The sequence below is a fragment of the Fodinibacter luteus genome, from assembly GCF_039541575.1.
Lineage (GTDB): Bacteria > Actinomycetota > Actinomycetes > Actinomycetales > Dermatophilaceae > Fodinibacter > Fodinibacter luteus.
The window spans coordinates 78,636-96,523 of record NZ_BAABGM010000015.1 but is presented as its reverse complement, the minus strand read 5'-3'; the positions used below and the strand labels follow the sequence as shown (position 1 = coordinate 96,523).

At 73.5% G+C, this 17,888-nt stretch carries 16 protein-coding genes; 9 read left to right on the top strand and 7 right to left on the bottom strand.

The annotated features are described in order from the left end of the window. Positions 1 to 74 precede the first annotated feature (74 nt). From ABD899_RS12320 to ABD899_RS12305, 4 genes are all read left to right on the top strand, one after another. On the top strand, positions 75 to 1,277 hold the full coding sequence (locus tag ABD899_RS12320) for an MFS transporter (RefSeq protein ID WP_345206357.1): 1,203 nt from the start codon (positions 75 to 77) through the stop codon (positions 1,275 to 1,277). Between the two features lie 529 nt (positions 1,278 to 1,806). Next, positions 1,807 to 2,217 (top strand): SHOCT domain-containing protein, encoded by a 411-nt coding sequence (locus tag ABD899_RS12315; protein ID WP_345206354.1) that lies wholly within the window; start codon positions 1,807 to 1,809, stop codon positions 2,215 to 2,217. A gap of 360 nt (positions 2,218 to 2,577) precedes the next feature. Then, complete coding sequence (locus ABD899_RS12310) at positions 2,578 to 3,204, top strand: ATP-dependent Clp protease proteolytic subunit (RefSeq protein ID WP_345206352.1); 627 nt, start codon at positions 2,578 to 2,580, stop codon at positions 3,202 to 3,204. 28 nt (positions 3,205 to 3,232) lie between these two features. Beyond that, positions 3,233 to 3,877 carry an ATP-dependent Clp protease proteolytic subunit gene (locus tag ABD899_RS12305; RefSeq protein WP_345206349.1) on the top strand — a complete coding sequence of 215 codons (645 nt, stop codon included), beginning with the start codon at positions 3,233 to 3,235 and terminating at the stop codon, positions 3,875 to 3,877. Between the two features lie 80 nt (positions 3,878 to 3,957). On the opposite strand, the gene ABD899_RS12300 is transcribed toward ABD899_RS12305, so the two are convergent. Further along, positions 3,958 to 4,530, bottom strand: coding sequence for a hypothetical protein (locus tag ABD899_RS12300; protein WP_345206346.1), 573 nt, complete (start codon positions 4,528 to 4,530; stop codon positions 3,958 to 3,960). 284 nt (positions 4,531 to 4,814) lie between these two features. Between ABD899_RS12300 and clpX the strand changes: the two genes are divergently transcribed. Further along, positions 4,815 to 6,101 carry an ATP-dependent Clp protease ATP-binding subunit ClpX gene (clpX, locus tag ABD899_RS12295; protein WP_345206343.1) on the top strand — a complete coding sequence of 429 codons (1,287 nt, stop codon included), beginning with the start codon at positions 4,815 to 4,817 and terminating at the stop codon, positions 6,099 to 6,101. A gap of 230 nt (positions 6,102 to 6,331) precedes the next feature. On the opposite strand, the gene ABD899_RS12290 is transcribed toward clpX, so the two are convergent. The 5 genes from ABD899_RS12290 to ABD899_RS12270 are packed head-to-tail and all read right to left on the bottom strand — an operon-like array spanning position 6,332 to position 10,470. After that, on the bottom strand, positions 6,332 to 6,856 hold the full coding sequence (locus tag ABD899_RS12290; RefSeq protein WP_345206341.1) for a hypothetical protein: 525 nt from the start codon (positions 6,854 to 6,856) through the stop codon (positions 6,332 to 6,334). Next, positions 6,853 to 8,196, bottom strand: a complete 1,344-nt coding sequence (locus ABD899_RS12285; RefSeq protein WP_345206339.1) for a DUF58 domain-containing protein — start codon at positions 8,194 to 8,196, stop codon at positions 6,853 to 6,855. Before ABD899_RS12285 ends, ABD899_RS12290 begins: the two co-directional genes overlap by 4 nt. Continuing rightward, positions 8,193 to 9,155: an AAA family ATPase gene (locus tag ABD899_RS12280; protein ID WP_345206336.1), complete on the bottom strand. Its 963-nt coding sequence runs from the start codon at positions 9,153 to 9,155 to the stop codon at positions 8,193 to 8,195. The genes ABD899_RS12285 and ABD899_RS12280 overlap by 4 nt, the downstream gene beginning before the upstream one ends. Beyond that, positions 9,155 to 9,670, bottom strand: coding sequence for a hypothetical protein (locus ABD899_RS12275; protein ID WP_345206334.1), 516 nt, complete (start codon positions 9,668 to 9,670; stop codon positions 9,155 to 9,157). Before ABD899_RS12275 ends, ABD899_RS12280 begins: the two co-directional genes overlap by 1 nt. 56 nt (positions 9,671 to 9,726) lie before the next feature. Then, on the bottom strand, positions 9,727 to 10,470 hold the full coding sequence (locus ABD899_RS12270; RefSeq protein ID WP_345206332.1) for a DUF4129 domain-containing protein: 744 nt from the start codon (positions 10,468 to 10,470) through the stop codon (positions 9,727 to 9,729). 154 nt (positions 10,471 to 10,624) lie between these two features. Here ABD899_RS12270 and ABD899_RS12265 point away from each other — a divergent pair, with 154 nt between their 5' ends. Then, positions 10,625 to 11,209 (top strand): hypothetical protein, encoded by a 585-nt coding sequence (locus tag ABD899_RS12265; protein WP_345206330.1) that lies wholly within the window; start codon positions 10,625 to 10,627, stop codon positions 11,207 to 11,209. A 38-nt stretch (positions 11,210 to 11,247) separates the two neighbouring features. Here ABD899_RS12265 and valS read toward each other — a convergent pair whose 3' ends face one another. Next, positions 11,248 to 13,878, bottom strand: coding sequence for a valine--tRNA ligase (gene valS, locus ABD899_RS12260; RefSeq protein ID WP_345206327.1), 2,631 nt, complete (start codon positions 13,876 to 13,878; stop codon positions 11,248 to 11,250). Positions 13,879 to 13,961: 83 nt separating this feature from the next. Here valS and ABD899_RS12255 point away from each other — a divergent pair, with 83 nt between their 5' ends. The 3 genes from ABD899_RS12255 (at position 13,962) to ABD899_RS12245 (ending at position 17,757) form a co-directional block, all read left to right on the top strand. Beyond that, a complete protein-coding gene (locus ABD899_RS12255) occupies positions 13,962 to 14,720 on the top strand; it encodes a lysophospholipid acyltransferase family protein (protein ID WP_345206324.1) in 759 nt (252 codons plus the stop codon). A gap of 100 nt (positions 14,721 to 14,820) precedes the next feature. Further along, positions 14,821 to 16,908: a TPM domain-containing protein gene (locus ABD899_RS12250; protein WP_345206322.1), complete on the top strand. Its 2,088-nt coding sequence runs from the start codon at positions 14,821 to 14,823 to the stop codon at positions 16,906 to 16,908. Positions 16,909 to 17,037: 129 nt separating this feature from the next. Beyond that, positions 17,038 to 17,757 (top strand): PspA/IM30 family protein, encoded by a 720-nt coding sequence (locus ABD899_RS12245; RefSeq protein WP_345206319.1) that lies wholly within the window; start codon positions 17,038 to 17,040, stop codon positions 17,755 to 17,757. Positions 17,758 to 17,888 lie beyond the last annotated feature (131 nt).

The window sequence follows — 17,888 nt, the reverse complement described above, 5'->3', positions numbered from 1 at the left end:
CGGCGACCACCTCAGCACCCAAGGCGGGATTCGACCCGCCCACGTCCGTCCGAAGGAACCGATCGTTGTCCGCCATGACCGACACCACCTCCCTGCCCCAGCCGCTCGACCGCGCGCGGGTCACGAGCGCGCGCACGGCGGTCTTCGTCGTCTTCGCTCTCGCGGGGCTCGTCTTCGCGTCGTGGGCGTCGCGGATCGCCGACGCCAAGGCCGCGCTCGGGCTGAGTGCCGGCGAGCTCGGCCTCACCCTCTTCGCGGCGAGCGTCGGGTCGGTCACCGGGTTGCCGCTCGCCGGCCGGATCTCCGACCGCATCGGTGCGTCGCGGGCCGTGGCGCTCGGAATCGGCGTCGGCCTCGCCGGGCTGCTCGCCGTCGGCCTCGTCGTCGACGCCGAGGGGCCCCGCCTCGGTGTCGCCGCCGGCCTCTTCTGCGTCGGCCTCGGCGTCGGGGTGTGGGACGTGTCGATGAACCTCGAGGGCGCGGACGTCGAGCGCCAGCTCGGCACGTCGGTCATGCCGCACTTCCACGCCGCGTTCAGCGGCGGCACCGTCGTGTCCGCGCTCATCGGCGCCGCGATGTCGTGGGGGGGCGTCCCTCTCACCGTGCACTTCCTCGGTGCCACCGTGCTCACGGTGGGCCTCGCCTGGTGGGCGCTGCCGCGGTTCCTGCCGCGCAGCGCGGAGCACCACGAGGCCGCCCGGGCGGCTCGCGAGCGGCACCGCTCCGCCTGGCTCGAGCCGCGCACCCTGCTCATCGGCGTCGTCGTCTTCGCCGCGGCCTTCACCGAGGGCACCGCCAACGACTGGCTCGCCGTCGCGTTCGTCGAGGGCCACCACCTGCCCGCCTGGGCCGGGGTGCTCGCGTTCGCCACCTTCCTGGCCTTCATGACCCTCGCCCGCCTCCTCGGCACCGGGCTGCTCGACCGGCGCGGCCGGGTTCCGGTGCTGCGGGCCAGCTTCGCCCTCGCGGCCGTGGGCGCGGCCCTCGTCATCTTCGGCACCCCGTGGCTCGCCTTCGTCGGCGCGGCCGTGTGGGGCATCGGTGCGGCCCTCGGCTTCCCGGTCGGGATGAGCGCCTCGGCCGACGACGCGGAGCGTGCGGCGGCCCGCATGTCCGTCGTCGCCACGATCGGCTACGTCGCGTTCATCGCGGGCCCGCCCGTGCTCGGCCTGCTCGGGGACAGCGTCGGTGTCCTGTACTCGCTCCTCGTCGTCGGGGCCCTCGCGCTCCTCGCGCTCACCGTCGTGCCCGCGGTGCGCGAGCCTGCCGACGACTGAGCCCCCGCCCTCACCCCTCGCAGGTGATGTGTCGCGCGGGCGCGCGCGCCAGCATTGCCGCGCAGGGCCTTGATCGTCAGCGCCCTGAACCGGAACGAAGGCAGGACGCGGATGCTCGGCCACGACAGGCGAGAGGGTGGAGCCAGCCGGTCCACGCCCGCGACGCCATGGGGTCCGCAGGGCCCGACGGCTGCTCGCTCTTCGAGGTCACCCCGGCGATGACCACTCCTGCACGCGGGCGCTGCACCACCGACCCGGCCCGCGGCGAGCCGTCCGCTCGGGCGCCGTCGTCGACCCGATGTCCGGGACCGGGTCCCAGGGCAGTAAGGTTGCCGAGGTTTCGACGACGCGGTCGAGGGCGTGCGACACCCCTGGGTCGAGGCTGCGTCCGGTCGGACGAGGCGCTCTCCTGGCGGTCACGGCCTGCATCGACCCGTTGACGAACGGCTGAGCGCCCCGGCTCTCCGGCGTGCCTCCGGCATCGCCAGCACCACCCCCTCTACCATCACCACAACACACCACCTGAAAGGTGACTCACACGATGGGCATCAACAACATCGACAGCTTCGGCGAGGTCCTGCTCTGGAGCTTCTGGTTCTTCATCTGGATCTCCGCGATCATGATCTGGTTCCGCTGCATCTTCGACCTGTTCAGCGACAAGACGCTGAGCGGCTGGGGCAAGGCGGGCTGGGCCATCGTGCTCATCTTCCTCCCGTGGCTCGGCGCCCTGATCTACCTCATCGCCCGCGGCAAGAGCATGGGCGAGCGCCAGATGGCGGCGATCGCCGACGCCCAGGTGCAGCAGGAGAAGTACATCAAGTCCGTCGCCGCCCAGACGGCGAACCCCGCCGATCAGATCGCGAGCGCCAAGCAGCTGCTCGACTCCGGGGCCATCAGCCAGGCCGAGTTCGACGCGCTCAAGGCCAAGGCCCTCGCCTGACCCGACGCGTCACGCACCATCCACCCGTGGGGGCGGAGCCGACCGGCTCCGCCCCCACGGGCGTGCCGACGCGGCATCCGGCCCGGCCGCGCACCGCCCGGCACGGCATCCGGCCCCACGGGCGTGCCGACGCGGCACCCGGCCCGGCCGCGCTTGCCCCGCCACGGCATCCGGCCCGGCCGCGCACCGCCCGACGCGGCATCCGGCCCGGCCGCGCACGGCCCGGCGCGGCATCCGGCCGGTCCGCCGCTCGCCGTTGTGCTCACGGCGAACACGGCCCCGGGTGGGGAGTGGACCGTCGGAACCGGGCGTTAGGGTCACTGACAAGCAGCACCCGACCTGACGAGGAGCGACTCCAGCGTGACCAGCACCGAGATCGTCGCCGCCGGCCCGGGCCCCCAGGCCGGCCTGGACGACCACATCTACAACCGCCTCCTCAAGGAGCGGATCATCTTCCTCGGCTCCGACGTGCGCGACGACAACGCGAACGCGATCTGCGCCCAGATGCTCCTCCTCGCCGCCGAGGACCCGAAGAAGGACATCTGGCTCTACATCAACTCGCCCGGCGGGTCCGTGACCGCCGGCATGGCGATCTTCGACGTCATGCAGTGGGTGCCCAACGACGTCGCCACTGTGGCGATGGGCATGGCGGCCTCGATGGGGCAGTTCCTGCTGTCCGCCGGCACCCCCGGCAAGCGCTACGCCACCCCGCACGCCCGGGTCATGATGCACCAGCCCTCGGGCGGCATCGGTGGCACCGCCTCCGACATCAAGATCCAGGCCGAGCAGCTGCTGCACATCAAGAAGCAGATGGCCGAGCTCATCGCGCAGCACACCGGGCAGACCGTCGACCAGATCGAGGCCGACTCCGACCGCGACCGGTGGTTCACCGCCGAGGAGGCGCGGGAGTACGGCTTCGTCGACCAGGTCATCACGAAGGCGACGATGGCCGGACCGCAGGTGGACAACCCGGTGACCGCGGACTGACCCGGCGACGACGACGCGAGAGAGAGACATGAACGCAGACCTGACCGGCCGCCTCCACGTGCCCGGCCCCTCCAGCCGCTACATCCTGCCGCAGTTCGAGGAGCGCACCTCGTACGGCATGAAGCGCCTCGACCCCTACACCAAGCTCTTCGAGGACCGCATCATCTTCCTCGGGGTGCAGGTCGACGACGCGTCCGCCGACGACGTCATCGCCCAGCTCATCGTGCTCGAGTCCCAGGACCCCGACCGCGACATCCTCATGTACATCAACAGCCCCGGCGGCTCGTTCACGGCGATGACCGCGATCTACGACACGATGCAGTACATCCGCCCCGACGTGCAGACCTTCGTCATCGGCCAGGCCGCCTCCGCCGCCGCGGTGCTGCTCGGCGCCGGCGCGAAGGGCAAGCGGTTCGCCCTGCCGAACAGCCGTGTGCTCATCCACCAGCCGGCGATCGAGGGCACCGGCGGCATGGCCTCCGACCTCGAGATCCACGCGAACGAGATCATCCGGATGCGCGAGTGGCTCGAGGAGACCATCGCCCAGCACACCGGCCGCCCCGTCGAGGCCGTCCGCAAGGACATCGAGCGCGACAAGATCCTGTCGGCCGACGCCGCCAAGGAGTACGGCCTCATCGACGAGGTGCTCGCCTCGCGCAAGAACACCGTCTGACGGGTCCTCGACCCACGACGTGCCGGATGCCGTCCGCTCACCGAGGGCGGACGGCATCCGCACGTCCGGCGGTCAGGGGGTCAGCCGATGAGGTCGGTGAACACGCCGCACCAGTCGGCGTGGAACATCGGGTGCGGCCCGGCCTCCTTGACGAGGACCTCGTCGAGGACGAACCCGCCCGGCTCGCCGTCGCTGAGCGTGTCGAAGGTGTACACCCATCGCAGGAGCCCGGTGTCCCGGGCAACCACCTTGCCGTCGGAGTCCAGGATGGTGACCGGGTTGCCGGCCTCCGAGTACGTGTGGGTGAAGACGCCGTCGGCGACCTCGGTCGCCGGTCCTGACTCCTTGAGGAGGCCACGGCTCACGATGCGCAGCCACTCGCCGGTCTCCGGGTTGGTGAGGACCTCTTCGCTGCGAACGGCGATGGAGGCGAACCACAGCTCATCGGTGCCGTGGACGGTCCGAATGACGGTGGTGCCGGACGAGCTGAAGTCCGACTCGATGGTGAACCCGCAGTCGTCGAACGAACCCGTCTCCTCGAAGGACCAGGTGAACTGGTCGAGGATCCGGGCTTGGGCGGGTGCCGCGGCGACGACAACGGTGGCGACAGCGGCGAGGGTCGCCGCCGCCAGCTGGGTGCGAATGCGTGTCATTGACGTGCTCCGTCCGAGAGGGGACGCCGACCCCACGCCGGCGGTGCCCCGCATGGTCCTGCGGACCGGTAACGGTGCGGTATCAATGACCAGGCCGGTCATTCGCGCCGGTCCTGGGCTCGCCCCACGACCCGGCTGATGAACCGGACGCCGCTTCGAGGGGCCGTTGCGCTGACAGCGGACAAGGGAGACGCGCCCCTCCCGCGCGGGCTTCAATGGGTGCACTGGAGGGCACCGGCGGGTAGCGTCGGACCTGTTGTCTTCAGGTGAGGGAAGGGACGTCCGTGGCACGCGTGGGAGAGACGAGCGACCTGCTGAAGTGCTCGTTCTGTGGCAAGTCACAGAAGCAGGTCAAGAAGCTCATCGCGGGCCCGGGCGTCTACATCTGCGACGAGTGCATCGACCTGTGCAACGAGATCATCGAGGAGGAGCTCGCCGAGTCGAGCGAGCTCGGGCTCGACGAGCTGCCCAAGCCCCGCGAGATCTTCGACTTCCTCGAGCAGTACGTCATCGGCCAGGACGTCGCGAAGAAGGCCCTCGCCGTCGCGGTCTACAACCACTACAAGCGCATCCAGGCGGGGGAGTCGGCGCTCGGCAAGAAGGACCCCGACCACGTCGACATCTCGAAGTCGAACATCCTGCTCATCGGGCCGACCGGCTGCGGCAAGACCTACCTCGCCCAGACCCTCGCGAAGATGCTCAACGTCCCGTTCGCCATCGCCGACGCGACGGCGCTCACCGAGGCCGGCTACGTCGGCGAGGACGTCGAGAACATCCTCCTCAAGCTCATCCAGGCCGCCGACTACGACGTCAAGAAGGCCGAGACGGGCATCATCTACATCGACGAGGTCGACAAGATCGCCCGCAAGAGCGAGAACCCCAGCATCACCCGTGACGTGTCCGGGGAGGGGGTCCAGCAGGCGCTGCTCAAGATCCTCGAGGGCACGACTGCGTCGGTGCCGCCCCAGGGCGGGCGCAAGCACCCCCACCAGGAGTTCATCCAGATCGACACGACGAACGTGCTGTTCATCGTCGGTGGCGCGTTCGCCGGCCTCGAGAAGCTCATCGAGTCGCGCAACGGCAAGAAAGGTCTGGGGTTCGGCTCCGAGCTGCACACCCCGAAGGACCTCGCCGAGAGCATCCACGACGTCATGCCCGAGGACCTCATGAAGTTCGGGCTCATCCCCGAGTTCATCGGGCGCGTGCCGGTCATCACGACCGTGGCGCCCCTCGACAACGACGCCCTCGTGCGGATCCTCACCGAGCCCCGGAACGCCCTCATCAAGCAGTACCAGAAGATGTTCGAGATCGACGGGGTCGTGCTGGAGTTCACCGAGGATGCCGTCGCGGCGGTCGCCGACCAGGCCCTGGCCCGCGGCACCGGGGCGCGCGGCCTGCGCGCGATCATGGAGGAGGTCCTCCTCCCGACGATGTTCGACGTGCCGAGCGACGCCGAGATCGCCAAGGTCGTCGTCACCGCCGACGTCGTGCGCAAGAACGTCAACCCGACGATCGTGCGCCACGACGACGACACCGGCCGCAAGCGCGCGCCCCGCAAGCGCTCCGCCTGAACCGGGCCGTCGTCCGGGAGCAGGCACAGGGCCACCGACCGGCCCGGCCGTCCGACGCGTTCGGCGCCGGCCGCCCCCGGGCTCGACCGCAGCGGCAGGGTCCTCGACTGGACCCTCGCGGAGTGCGCCGGCATCGGCACTGACCTGTTCTACCCGATCCACCAATACGACGACTGGCGCACCCCGAAGGCGATGTGCGAATCGGCCGTCGCCGGCTCGAGGGGCGTCAGTCAGCCCGTGCCGGGTCGGGTCCGGGCCCGCAGCTGCCACAGCAGCCCGGCGACGAGCGCCAGCGCGACGGCACCGAGCCACGGCGCCCAGCCCTGCGGCGTCGCGGCGGCGAGCGCGCCCGCACCCGCCGCCGCGACCGCGACCCACACGAGGGCGGCCGCCTGGAGTGACCACCGCCGCGCCGTCCCGTGCGGAAGGTCAGCGCGGCGCGGCCACGACCCGAGCAGGGTGAGGGCGAGGTGCGTGACGACGACCGCGGCCCCGGCCGCTGCCGCGAGCGCCCAGCCGGCGACGGTGTCCAGCGGTGAGCCGGTCGCGCCCACGCCGAGCACCTGGACGACGACGAGGGCGAACGGGCCCCAGCCCGAGGGTCGGGCGACCGCCCACAGCGTGGCGACGGCGAGCACCGGGAGGAGGAAGGGCAGGAAGCCGGGCAGCGAGGTCCCGGCGACGAGGAGCACGACGAGGTCGGCACCGGCCACGGCCGCGACGACCGCGGCGCGCCACGTTCGGTGGGGGATCACCGGGCCACGACCCGGGGGCGGCGCGAGCGGCGGGTCGACTGGCGCAGCACGGTGTCGAGCGACCCCGGCCCCCGCCAGGGGATGACGGGGACGCCGGCGGCGGCGCAGCGGCGGGCCTCGCGTTCCCGGTCGAGCAGCCGCAGCCGCCAGACGAGCCGGGCCACCCGGACGTCGTCGACCCCGGTCACCGCGCACACCGCCTCGTCACCGGCATCCACACTGCTCAGCTCGGGGGGCAGGGTGTCGACGACGACGACCTCGTGACCGCTGCGCCCGAGCCGCACCGCGTGGGCGAGGGGCTCCGCGGACACGAGGGCCGACAGCAGCACGACGAACGCGCCGGGTGGGATGCGGCGCGCCAGCTGGGCTCGCAGCGCCCGCTCCTCGCCCACCGTGCCGCTGCTCGGTTCGGCGCGCCCGAGCCCGAGGAGGACCCGGGCCAGCTGGTGGCGCCCCCCGACGGCGGGCACCTCGACGAGCCCGCCGCCACCGAGGACGCTCAGGCCGACCCGGTCGCCGGTGCCGAGGTAGTGGGCGGCCACGGCGCCGGCCGCCTCGACCGCGACGTCCAGGCTCGAGCGCCGGCCGTGGGCGGGGTCGCGCTCGCCGAGGTCACGGATCGCGTCGACGACGACGCGGACCTCGGCATCCTGGTCGGCGTACGTCGTCGTGACGTGCAGTGCGCCGGTGCGCAGCGACACCGGCCAGTGGATCCGGCGCAGCCGGTCGCCGGTCCGGAACGGGCGGACGTCGAACAGCTCGGTGCCGCCGCCCGCCCGGGCGCCCCGGTGCTGGCCGACGAGCCCGACGGGGTGGGGCAGGCCGGCCCGCGAGGTGAACGTGCCGGGCGTGGGCACCGTCGCGACGGCCTCGAGGCGCTGCTCCGGCCACGTCCACGCGAACGAGGCGAAGTCCCCGAAGGCACCCACCTGTGCCGGCCCCAGCCGGCGCACCCCCCAGCGGTCGGTGCGGGCGAGGACACCGAGCGGCACCGTGGCACCCCGCGCCACCGAGCCGGCGACGTGGCCGTGGGCCGGGGTCGTCGTCGTCCAGCGGTCGCCGGGAAGGTGCGCCACGGCATCCCGCAGGCCCGGGACGACCGTGACGTCGACCCGCCAGGTCACCGTGTCGCCCTCGTGGGTCAGCGCGTCGGTGACCGCGCTCGTCGCGACCGGCCCGGCCGTGGGCCGGGTGACGAGGGACCACACGACGAGCGCGACGAGCGGGGCGCCGACGACGGCGAGGTCGCCGCGCCCCCCGACCGCCGCGACGACGAGCACGACGAGCCCGATCGCCGCGGCCCGGCCGAGCGCCCGGGTGGGCCGCCAGGCGGACCTCACGACGGGCGCACCGCCGTCCGCGGGGTCGGGACGGTGCGCAGCAGGTCGGCGACGATGCCCCGCGAGGAGACCTCGCTCATCCACAGCTCGGGGCGCACGACGACCCGGTGCTCGAGCACCGACGGGGCGACGGCCTTGACGTCGTCGGGGGTGAGGTAGTCGCGGCCGCGCAGCACGGCGTAGGCGCGGCCGACGAGCAGGAGGGCGAGCGAGCCGCGCGGGGACGCGCCCATGAGCGCGTGGTCGTGCTCGCGCGTCGCCCGGGCGAGCGCGACGCAGTACCGGCCCACCTCGGGGGACACCGTGACGTCCTCCATCGCCGCCTGGAGCTCGAGCAGCTCGGCGGCGTCGACCACGCGTCGCACCTCGGTCTCCTCGCGGCGGCGGGCCATCCTCCGGCCGAGCACCTCCCACTCCCCGTCGGCGTCCGGGTAGCCGAACGCGACCCGCACGAGGAAGCGGTCGAGCTGGGCCTCGGGGAGCGGGTACGTGCCCTCGTACTCGACCGGGTTGGCCGTCGCGAGCACGTGGAAGGGCTGCGGCAGCGCGAAGGTCTGCCCCTCGACGGTGACCTGGTGCTCCTGCATCGCCTCGAGGAGCGCGGCCTGGGTCTTCGGCGGGGTGCGGTTGATCTCGTCGGCGAGGAGCAGCCCCGTGAACACCGGCCCGCGTCGGAACTCGAACGTGCCGGCCCCCTGGTCGTAGACGAACGAGCCGGTGAGGTCGGCGGGGAGCAGGTCGGGGGTGAACTGGGCCCGGGCGAAGTCCAGGCCGAGGGCGCGGGCGAAGGTGCGCGCCGCGAGGGTCTTGCCGAGGCCCGGGTAGTCCTCCATGAGCACGTGCCCGCCGGCGAGCACGGCGGCGAGCACGACCTCGGTCGCGGAGCGCTTGCCCACGATGACGGTGTCGACCTCGTCGAGCACGGCGTTCGCGCGGCGGTGGACGGTGGGAAGGTCCATCAGTGGTGCTCCTTCGGGGGGAGGGCCTCGAGCTCGGTGACGACGGCCTCGGCCTCGGCGAGGTCGAGCCGTCGTGGCGGACCGTCGAGGTAGGTCGCGAGTCGTCCCGGGCCGACGGGGCGGCCGTCGGCCCGGTCGGCCGCGATCGCGCGGACGAGGGCCTGGAGCTGCTCCGGCGCGTCGGTGTCGCGGTCGTTGGGGTCGAGGAGGCGGCGCAGCGTCGCGATGCCGGGCTCGGGCGGCACCTCACGGGCCCGGTCCGGCAGCCAGTCCCAGTCGATGCCGTCGTGGCGCAGCAGCGGCGGCACCGCGAGGACGAACCCGGTCAGGACGGCGACCGTCGCGGCGGCGAGGATGGCGACCGGGCCCCTGGCGAACGCGAGGAGCACGACGGCCGCGGCCAGTGCGGCGCCGGCGAGGAGCGGTCGCAGGCCGGGACGGGCGCCGGGGCGGGCGGGGGGACGGGCGGCCGGACCGGCGCGGGCTCGGGCGGAGGGACGGGCGCGGTCAGCCACGACAGCCTCGGCCCGCGCCTGGCATTCCGGTCCGCAGGGCGGAGGGGCGGGCGCGGTCAGCCACGGCGGCCTCGGCCCGCGCCCGGCATCCCGGCGCGCAGCGCGGCGTCGAGCGAGCGGTAGGCGGCGGCCGCCCGGGCCCGGTCCTCCTCGGTGAGGGGATGCCGTGAGTAGCGCGCCTCGCGGTACAGGCCGGCGAGGGCCCGCAGGGCGTCGGGGTCGACCGCGAAGCGCTGCAGCACGTCGAGGGTGACCTCGGTCGACGTCCGCGACGCGGCGAGCGGCACCCCCGCTTCGTGGAGGGTCGCCTCGAGGTGCGCCCAGGCGGCGACGATCCCCTGCGCGGGGGTGCCGGCGGACAGTGCGTCGAGGCGCTGCGTCGCGTCGGTGGTGACGGCGAGGGCGAGGGCCTCGAGGTCGAGGTCGGCCGCGGCGCCGGCCTCAGGGGTGCGGTCCTCGCGCGCCGTGACGAACGCCCGCACGAGCAGGACGAGGGCCACGAGCGCCCCCACGCCGAACAGGATGATCGTGGCCCAGCCGAGGACGAACGCCAGCGTGTCGCCGGTCTGGTCCCACGGGCCGGGGACCCGCCGCAGGCCGAGGTCCACCTCCGGGCCGGACACCGTCTCGTCGTTGGCCCCGATGTGCCGCACCTCGATGCCGGTGCGCAGCCCGGGGATGACGCGCTCGGGGCGCGGGACCGCGGCGGCCCAGACGACGGCGAGCAGGGTGAGCACCCCGAGGGCCGCCACCACGGGGGGCCTGCCGAGGGCCGTCACGACGCTGGAACGATCGGCCACGGACACACCCAACCAGAGGGGGTGGTGGCGCCGCACCCCCCGACGCGGTAACGATTGGGGGGTGGTGATGGCCTATCGACTCCGCGCCGGTGACACCGGTCCCGTGCAGCAGTCCCCGGTGACGTGTGGGTCCGCCTGCCTCACCGTCGCCCGCATGCACGTCGACCCGGTCTTCGCCGGGTGGGTGCGCACCGGGCAGCCGAACCTCCCGGGCTCGCCCGTCGGCGCGACCCCGGGGGAGCGCTTCGCCGCCTACGAGCGGGTCGTCATGCGCCGCACGAACGGCCTGTTCGCCGGCGAGCACCGGCTCAACCTGCCGTGGCCCCGGCGCCTGGGCACTCCGCCCTGGGGCGCGCTGCGAGAGCTGGAGTACGGTGCCGCCCGGCTCGGCACGCAGTACACCCTCGACGTCCTGCGTGTCGACGGCGAGGAGGACCTCGTCGGGTCGTTCGACACCCTCGTCGACGTCGTCGCCGAGGGGGAGCCCGCCCTGCTCTACGTCGGCAACGAGCTCACCCCGCGGCACGTCGTGCTCGTCCTTCCCGGCGACGGCGACCGGATGCTCGACGTCTACGACCCGGGCAACGGCAGGGTGACCCACCTCCGCCGGGACGCCATGGTCGAGCGCCGGCTCGCCCTGAGCGGCTGGGACGTGCCGTGGATTGCGGTGCGCCCCACCGGACTGCGCTCGGTGCGATCGAGGGCGTATGCCCCGGCGCCGGGTGCCGCTCCGGCCTGATCGTCCGCCGGCGTGCAGCCCTCCGTGTGGGGCAGAGGTCAGGTGGTGGGCCTGGCCACCGGCACGAGCTCGATGTCGCGCGCGCCCACCTCGTCACCGACGGCGTAGGCGAGGGCACCGGTGAGCCGGCCCGCCGCGCGCAGGTCGGCCTCGGCCGCACGGACGAGCGCGATCGCGGCATCCGGGGCGACGAGGGTCATCGACGGCACCTCGGCCCGCATGCCGACCTTCGCCTCGGACTTGGCCTTGCGCACGACGGCGAGGGCGGCGCCGACGGCACCGACGAGGGCGGCGTCACCACCGGCCGGCACCTCGTCGACGCTCGGCCACGAGGCACGGTGCACCGAGCCATCGTGCGTCCAGGACCAGACCTCCTCGGTGACGTACGGCAGGATCGGCGCGAGCAGGCGCAGGACGACGTCGAGCGACATCCGCAGGGTCGCGCGGGCGCTCGCGGCGGCGGCATCCCCCTGGGCGCCGTAGGCGCGGTCCTTGACGAGCTCGAGGTAGTCGTCGCAGAAGGCCCAGAACCACTGCTCGGTGACCTCGAGCGCGCGGGTGAAGTCCCAGGCCTCGAAGCCGGCGGTGGCCCGGGCGACGACGTCGCGCAGGCCGGCGAGCAGCGACCGGTCGATCGGCTCGCTCACCTGGGCGGCGAGGTCGCCGGCGACCTCGCCGAAGGAGAGCGCGAACTTGCTCGCGTTGAGCACCTTGATGGCGAGCCGACGGCCGACCTTGATCTGCCCGGTGTCGTAGGCGGCGTCGGTGCCGAGGCGACCGCTCGCGGCCCAGTAGCGCACGGCATCCGCGCTGTGCTCCTTGAGGACGTCCTCGGGCGTCACGACGTTGCCGCGCGACTTGGCCATCTTCTTGCGGTCGGGGTCGAGGATCCAGCCGCTGATGGCGGCGTCGGTCCACGGCACCGAGCCGTGCTCGAAGTGCGAGCGCACGACGGTCGAGAACAGCCAGGTGCGGATGATGTCGTGGCCCTGCGGGCGCACGTCGAAGGGGAAGACCTTCTCGAAGAGCGGGTCGGATCCGGTGCCGTCGGCGTTGCGCCAGCCAGCGGCGATCTGGGGGCTGAGCGAGGACGTCGCCCACGTGTCGAGGACGTCGGGGTCGCCGACGAACCCGCCGGGGACGCCGCGCTGGTGCTCGGTGTAGCCGGCCGGAGGGTTGGCCGCCGGGTCGACGGGCAGCTCGGCCTCGCTCGGCACGATCGGCTGCACGTAGTCGGGCTCGCCGTCGGCGTCGAGGGGGTACCAGACGGGGATCGGCACGCCGAAGAAGCGCTGGCGTGACACGAGCCAGTCGCCGTTGAGGCCGCCCACCCAGTTCGCGTAGCGCGAGCGCATGAACGAGGGGTGGAAGTCGATCTCTTCGCCGCGGGCGACGAGGGCCGCGTTGAGGTCGGCGTCGCGGCCCCCGTTGCGGATGTACCACTGGCGAGAGGTGACGATCTCGAGCGGCTTCTCGCCGCGCTCGTAGAAGTTCGCCTTGCGCTGGGTGGGCGTCGGCTCGCCGTCGAGGTCTCCGCTGGCGCGCAGGGCGGTGACGACCGCCTCTCGGGCGCCGAACGCCGTCTTGCCCGCGAGCTCGCCGTCGTAGAGGTGCTCGCCCGGACCGCCGAGGAGCCACTCGGGCACCTCGCGCTGGAGCCGGCCGCTGCGGGTGATGACCGAGCGGGTCGGCAGGCGCAGCTCGCGCCACCACAGCACGTCGGTGAGGTCGCCGAAGGTGCAGCACATCGCGATGCCGGCACCCTTGTCCATCTCGGCGGCCGGGTGCGCGAGCACCGGCACCTCGACGCCGAAGAGCGGGCTGTGCACGGTGCTGCCGAACAGCGGCTGGTAGCGCTCGTCGTCGGGGTGCGCGATGAGGGCGACGCAGCTCGGGATGAGCTCGGGCCGGGTCGTCTCGACGTGGACCGGCCCGGCGGGGCCGTGGAACGCGACCCGGTGGTAGGCGCCGGGGTAGTCGCGGGCCTCGAGCTCGGCCTGCGCGACGGCCGTCTGGAAGGTGACGTCCCACAGGCCCGGGGCCTCGGCCTGGTACGCCTCGCCGCGGGCGAGGTTGCGCAGGAACGCCTGCTGGGCGGTGGCTCGCGAGTGGTCGTCGATGGTGCGGTAGGTGATCGACCAGTCGTAGCTGTGCCCGATGCGGCGGAAGAGGGACTCGAAGGCCTCCTCGTCGCGCACGGTCAGCTCGTCGCACAGCTCGATGAAGTTCTGCCGCGAGACCGGGGTCTCGTCGGCCGCCTTCGTGCTGCGGGCGTCGCCGCGAAAGGGCGGCTCGAAGCCGGGGTCGTGGTGCAGCGAGGCGTCACCGCGCACGCCGTAGTAGTTCTGGACCCGCTTCTCGGTGGGCAGGCCGTTGTCGTCCCAGCCGATGGGGTAGAAGACGTTGAACCCCGCCATCCGCTTGTAGCGGGCGATGCAGTCGGTGTGCGTGTAGCTGAAGACGTGCCCCATGTGCAACGAGCCGGATGCCGTGGGCGGGGGCGTGTCGATCGAGAAGACGGCGCCGCGCGGCCCGGCGAGCGCCGCCTCGCGGTCGAACGCGTAGGTGTCCTGCTCCCGCCATACCGCGGCCCACTTGTCCTCGAGGCCGTCGAGGGACGGCCGGTCCGGGACGGAGGCAGCGCGAGATGGGGAGAGGTGCTCGGTCATGCGGCTCATCCTCCCAGACGGCAGGGGTCGTGCTCACCCGGGTTGGGGTCGGGAGGCACGGGTGGCTGGCCTAGGCTGGGCGCATGGCCGAGCGCGTGTACCGACCCGTCATCTCGGGCGTGCGGACGATGTTCTTCCTCCAGGGCACGAGGTTCCGGATCCGCGGGGAGGAGCACGTGCCCGCGACCGGTGGGGCGGTCATGGCGATCAACCACACCTCGTACCTCGACTTCATGTACGCCGGGCTGCCGGCGTGGCCGCGCCGGCGTTACGTGCGCTTCATGGCGAAGAAGTCGGTGTTCACCCACCGGGTCACCGGGCCGCTCATGCGCGGCATGCACCACATCTCCGTCGACCGCCACAAGGGCGGTGAGGCCTTCGCGGAGGCCATCCGGGTGCTGCGGGCCGGGGAGATCGTCGGCGTCTTCCCCGAGGCGACGATGTCGCGCTCCTTCGAGCTCAAGGAGTTCAAGCCGGGCGCCGTGAAGATGGCCCAGGTGGCCGGGGTCCCGGTGCTTCCCGTGACGATCTGGGGCGGGCAGCGGGTGTGGACGAAGAACCTCCCGAAGCACATGGGGCCGGCGGCCCGGATCCCGGTGAGCATCACCGTCGGTGAGCCGCTGTGGATCGAGCGGCGCGAGGACGTCGCCGCCGCCAACGAACGGCTCCGGTCCGCCATGCAGGCCCAGCTCGACGTCCAGCAGGCGGAGTACCCCACGCTGCACGGTGACGACCTGCGCTACCTGCCGGTCCGGCTCGGTGGCACCGCGCCCACCCCGGAGCAGGCGCGCGCCGCCGACCACCACGACATGACGCGCACCCGCGACAAGTTCACCGGCTGAGCCCGGCACCGTGTGTTTCGACCGTCGGCGAAAGGGCAGAGCAGTGGGGACGCCGACTGACAGCGTCCCCAGCGCCGTCCCAGCCGAGGAGGAGTGCCGCGTGGACCACCGCAGGGCAGGCCGTCGCGCTCTCGGCGTCGCCGTGGCCGTGGCCGGTGCGGCGCTGTTCCTCGTCCCGGGGGCGCAGGCCGCCCCGGGGGGTGGGTTCGTCGCGTCCGACCGGGCCGTCGTGTCCCTGGCGGGGATGCCGGCCGACCCGCCCTTCGACGTCACCGACGAGCTCACCGACCGCTCCGGCGTGCTCGGTGACACCGACGCGCTGCGGGCCGACCTCGACGAGCTTCGGTCCGAGCACGACCTCCAGCTGTTCGTCGTGTACGTCGACAGCTTCGACGGCGCCTCGGGGGAGGAGTGGGCGCGGCAGACCTTCGAGGTGTCGGGCATGGGCGGCAACGACGTCCTGCTCGCCGTGGCGACCCAGGACCGCCGGTACGCGACGTGGACCACGAGCGAGTCGGGGCTCACCGCGGACCAGGACCAGCAGGTGCGGTCGCAGTACATCGAGCCGGCGCTGTCCGACGACGACTGGGCCGGGGCCGTGCGCGGGGCCGCCGAGGGGTACGCCGCGGCAGCCGCCGGCGAGTTGGGAGAGGGAGACACGTCCTCTGCCGACGCTGACGGTGACACATCCGGCGGAGGGGGCAACGGGTTCCCCTGGTGGCTCGCGGTGCCGGTCGGCGGTGTCGCGGTGTTCGCCCTGGCGCGCCGCCGGTCGAAGCGGGCGAGCGCGCAGCCGCCCGGCCAGGGCGGGGGTGCGCAGCCCCTCCCGACGGAGGCGCTGCGCCAGCAGGCCGCAGCCGCCCTCGTGGCGGTCGACGACGCCATCCGCTCCTCGGCCGACGAGCTGGCCTTCGCGGAGGCGCAGTTCGGCGTCCAGGCCACCCAGCGCTTCCGGGAGGTGCTCGAGACGGCCCGGGCCCGGGCCGCCGACGCCTTCCGGCTCCAGCGCGCGCTCGACGACGACGAGGCGGCAGGAGTCGTCGACGAGCCGACCCGTCGGGTCCGCCTCGAACAGATCCTGACGCTCGCGTCCGAGGCCGATGCGAGCCTTGACGAGCAGGAGGCCGAGTTCGCCCGGATGCGCGACCTCCAGGCCCGGGTCCCCGACTTCCTCCGCGAGCTGCGCGGGCGGCGCGACGAGGTCCTGCGCCGCGTCCCGGTGGCCGAGCAGGAGCTGGCCGGGCTCCGGGCGCAGTACCGTCCCGAGGCGCTGCGCACGGTCGAGGGCAACGTCGACCAGGCGGAGCGGCTGCTCGAGTCCGCGCAGGACTTCATCGAGACGGGTCAGCAGCACCTCGAGGCGGACGACCGGGCCGCGGCGGTGGCGGCGGGACGCGCGGCGGAGGAGGCGGTCGGTCAGGCCGACCTTCTCCTCACGGCGGTGGGCCACGCCCGGGCCGAACTCGCGGACGCGCCGCAACGCATCGAGGCGGCCCTGGCCTCGATCTCCGGGGACGTCGCGGACGCCGAGCGGCTCGGCGCCGACGACCAGCTCACCGTCACCGCCCTCGGGGCGGCCCGCGAGGCGATCGCCGAGGGCACCGCGGCCCGCGACGGGGGAGACCCCCTCGCCGCCCTTCGCACGCTGGCGCGGGCCGAGCAGGACCTCGACAACGCCCTCGCCCGCTACCGCTCGGCGGAGGCCGACGAGGAGCGCAGGCGAGGGCTGCTGGAGCAGCGGGTGGCCCAGGTGGGTGCCCGGCTGGCCAGCATCGACGAGCTCATCTCCAGCCGTCGCGGCGCGGTGGGCGGGCCGGCCCGGGCGCACATCGCCGACGCCCTGCGCCTGTTCGAGCACGCCAGGTCGGTGGTCCCCACCGACCCGGTGCAGGCCGCGGGCCTGCTCACCCAGGCCGAGGCGGAGGGCGAGCAGGCGCTCCGGCTGGCGCACCAGGACATCGGCTCGTGGGGGCAGGGCGGCTTCGGCGGAGGTATCGGAGGGGGGATGCCGCAGGGGCGTCGTGGCCTCGACCCGGCATCCGTGATCCTCGGGGGGATCCTCTCCGGTGCCTTCGGCGGTCGCGGCGGTGGCCGCGGCGGCGGCTGGGGCGGGTCGGGCGGCGGCTTCGGCGGGGGCGGGGGCTTCGGCGGCAGCGGCGGCGGCTTCGGCGGGGGTGGTCGCTTCTGACCCGATCGAACGAGGACCGGCCGGCGCACGGCATCCCCTGACGCCACGGCATCCACCAGACTCACCGGCACCAGCCACACCGACCGAGACAGACGACGTGACCGGCCCCCCGGGCCAGGAGGAGTTCCCATGACGCAGAAGACCAGCATCCTCGGACGCATCAGCCAGCTCGCCAAGGCCAACATCAACGCCCTGCTGGACCGCGCCGAGGACCCCGAGAAGATGCTCAACCAGCTCGTGACGGACTTCACGAACTCCATCGCGGAGGCCGAGGAGGCGGTGGCACAGACCATCGCGAACACGCGGATGGCCGAGCAGGACCTGCAGATCGACAAGGACGCCACCGAGGAGTGGGGCCGCAAGGCCGCGGCTGCCTCCGCCAAGGCCGACGAGCTGAGGGCGGCCGGTGACGCCGCCGGCGCGGAGAAGTTCGACAGCCTCGCCAAGGTCGCGCTGGCCCGCCAGATCGGCTTCGAGCGCGAGGTGAAGGAGGCCGAGCCGCGCATCGCCCAGCAGAACGCGACCGTGCAGCAGCTCAAGGACGGGCTCACCGTCATGCGCACCAAGCTCGAGGACCTCAAGAGCCGGCGCTCGCAGCTCGTGGCCCGCGCCCGTGCCGCCGAGGCCCAGGCGCAGGTCCAGGAGTCGATGAGCTCGATCGACGTCATGGACCCCACGAGCGACCTCGCCCGCTTCGAGGACCGGATCCGCAACCAGGAGGCCCTCGTCCAGGGTCGCGCCGAGGCCCGGGCCACGACGCTGGAGGACCAGTTCGCCGAGCTCGAGGACCACGGTGACGACGCCGAGGTCGAGGCGCGCCTCGCGGCGCTGAAGAACAAGGGGGTCTGACCCGGGGGCGCCGCGCCCGGAGCCGCGGCGGCGGGCTCCGCTGCGCTCCGGGCCGCTCAGGCGGAGTGGTCGCTGCCGCTCAGGCGGGCTGGCCGTGCCGCGCAGGCGGGATGGTCGGCCCGCGCCGGCGG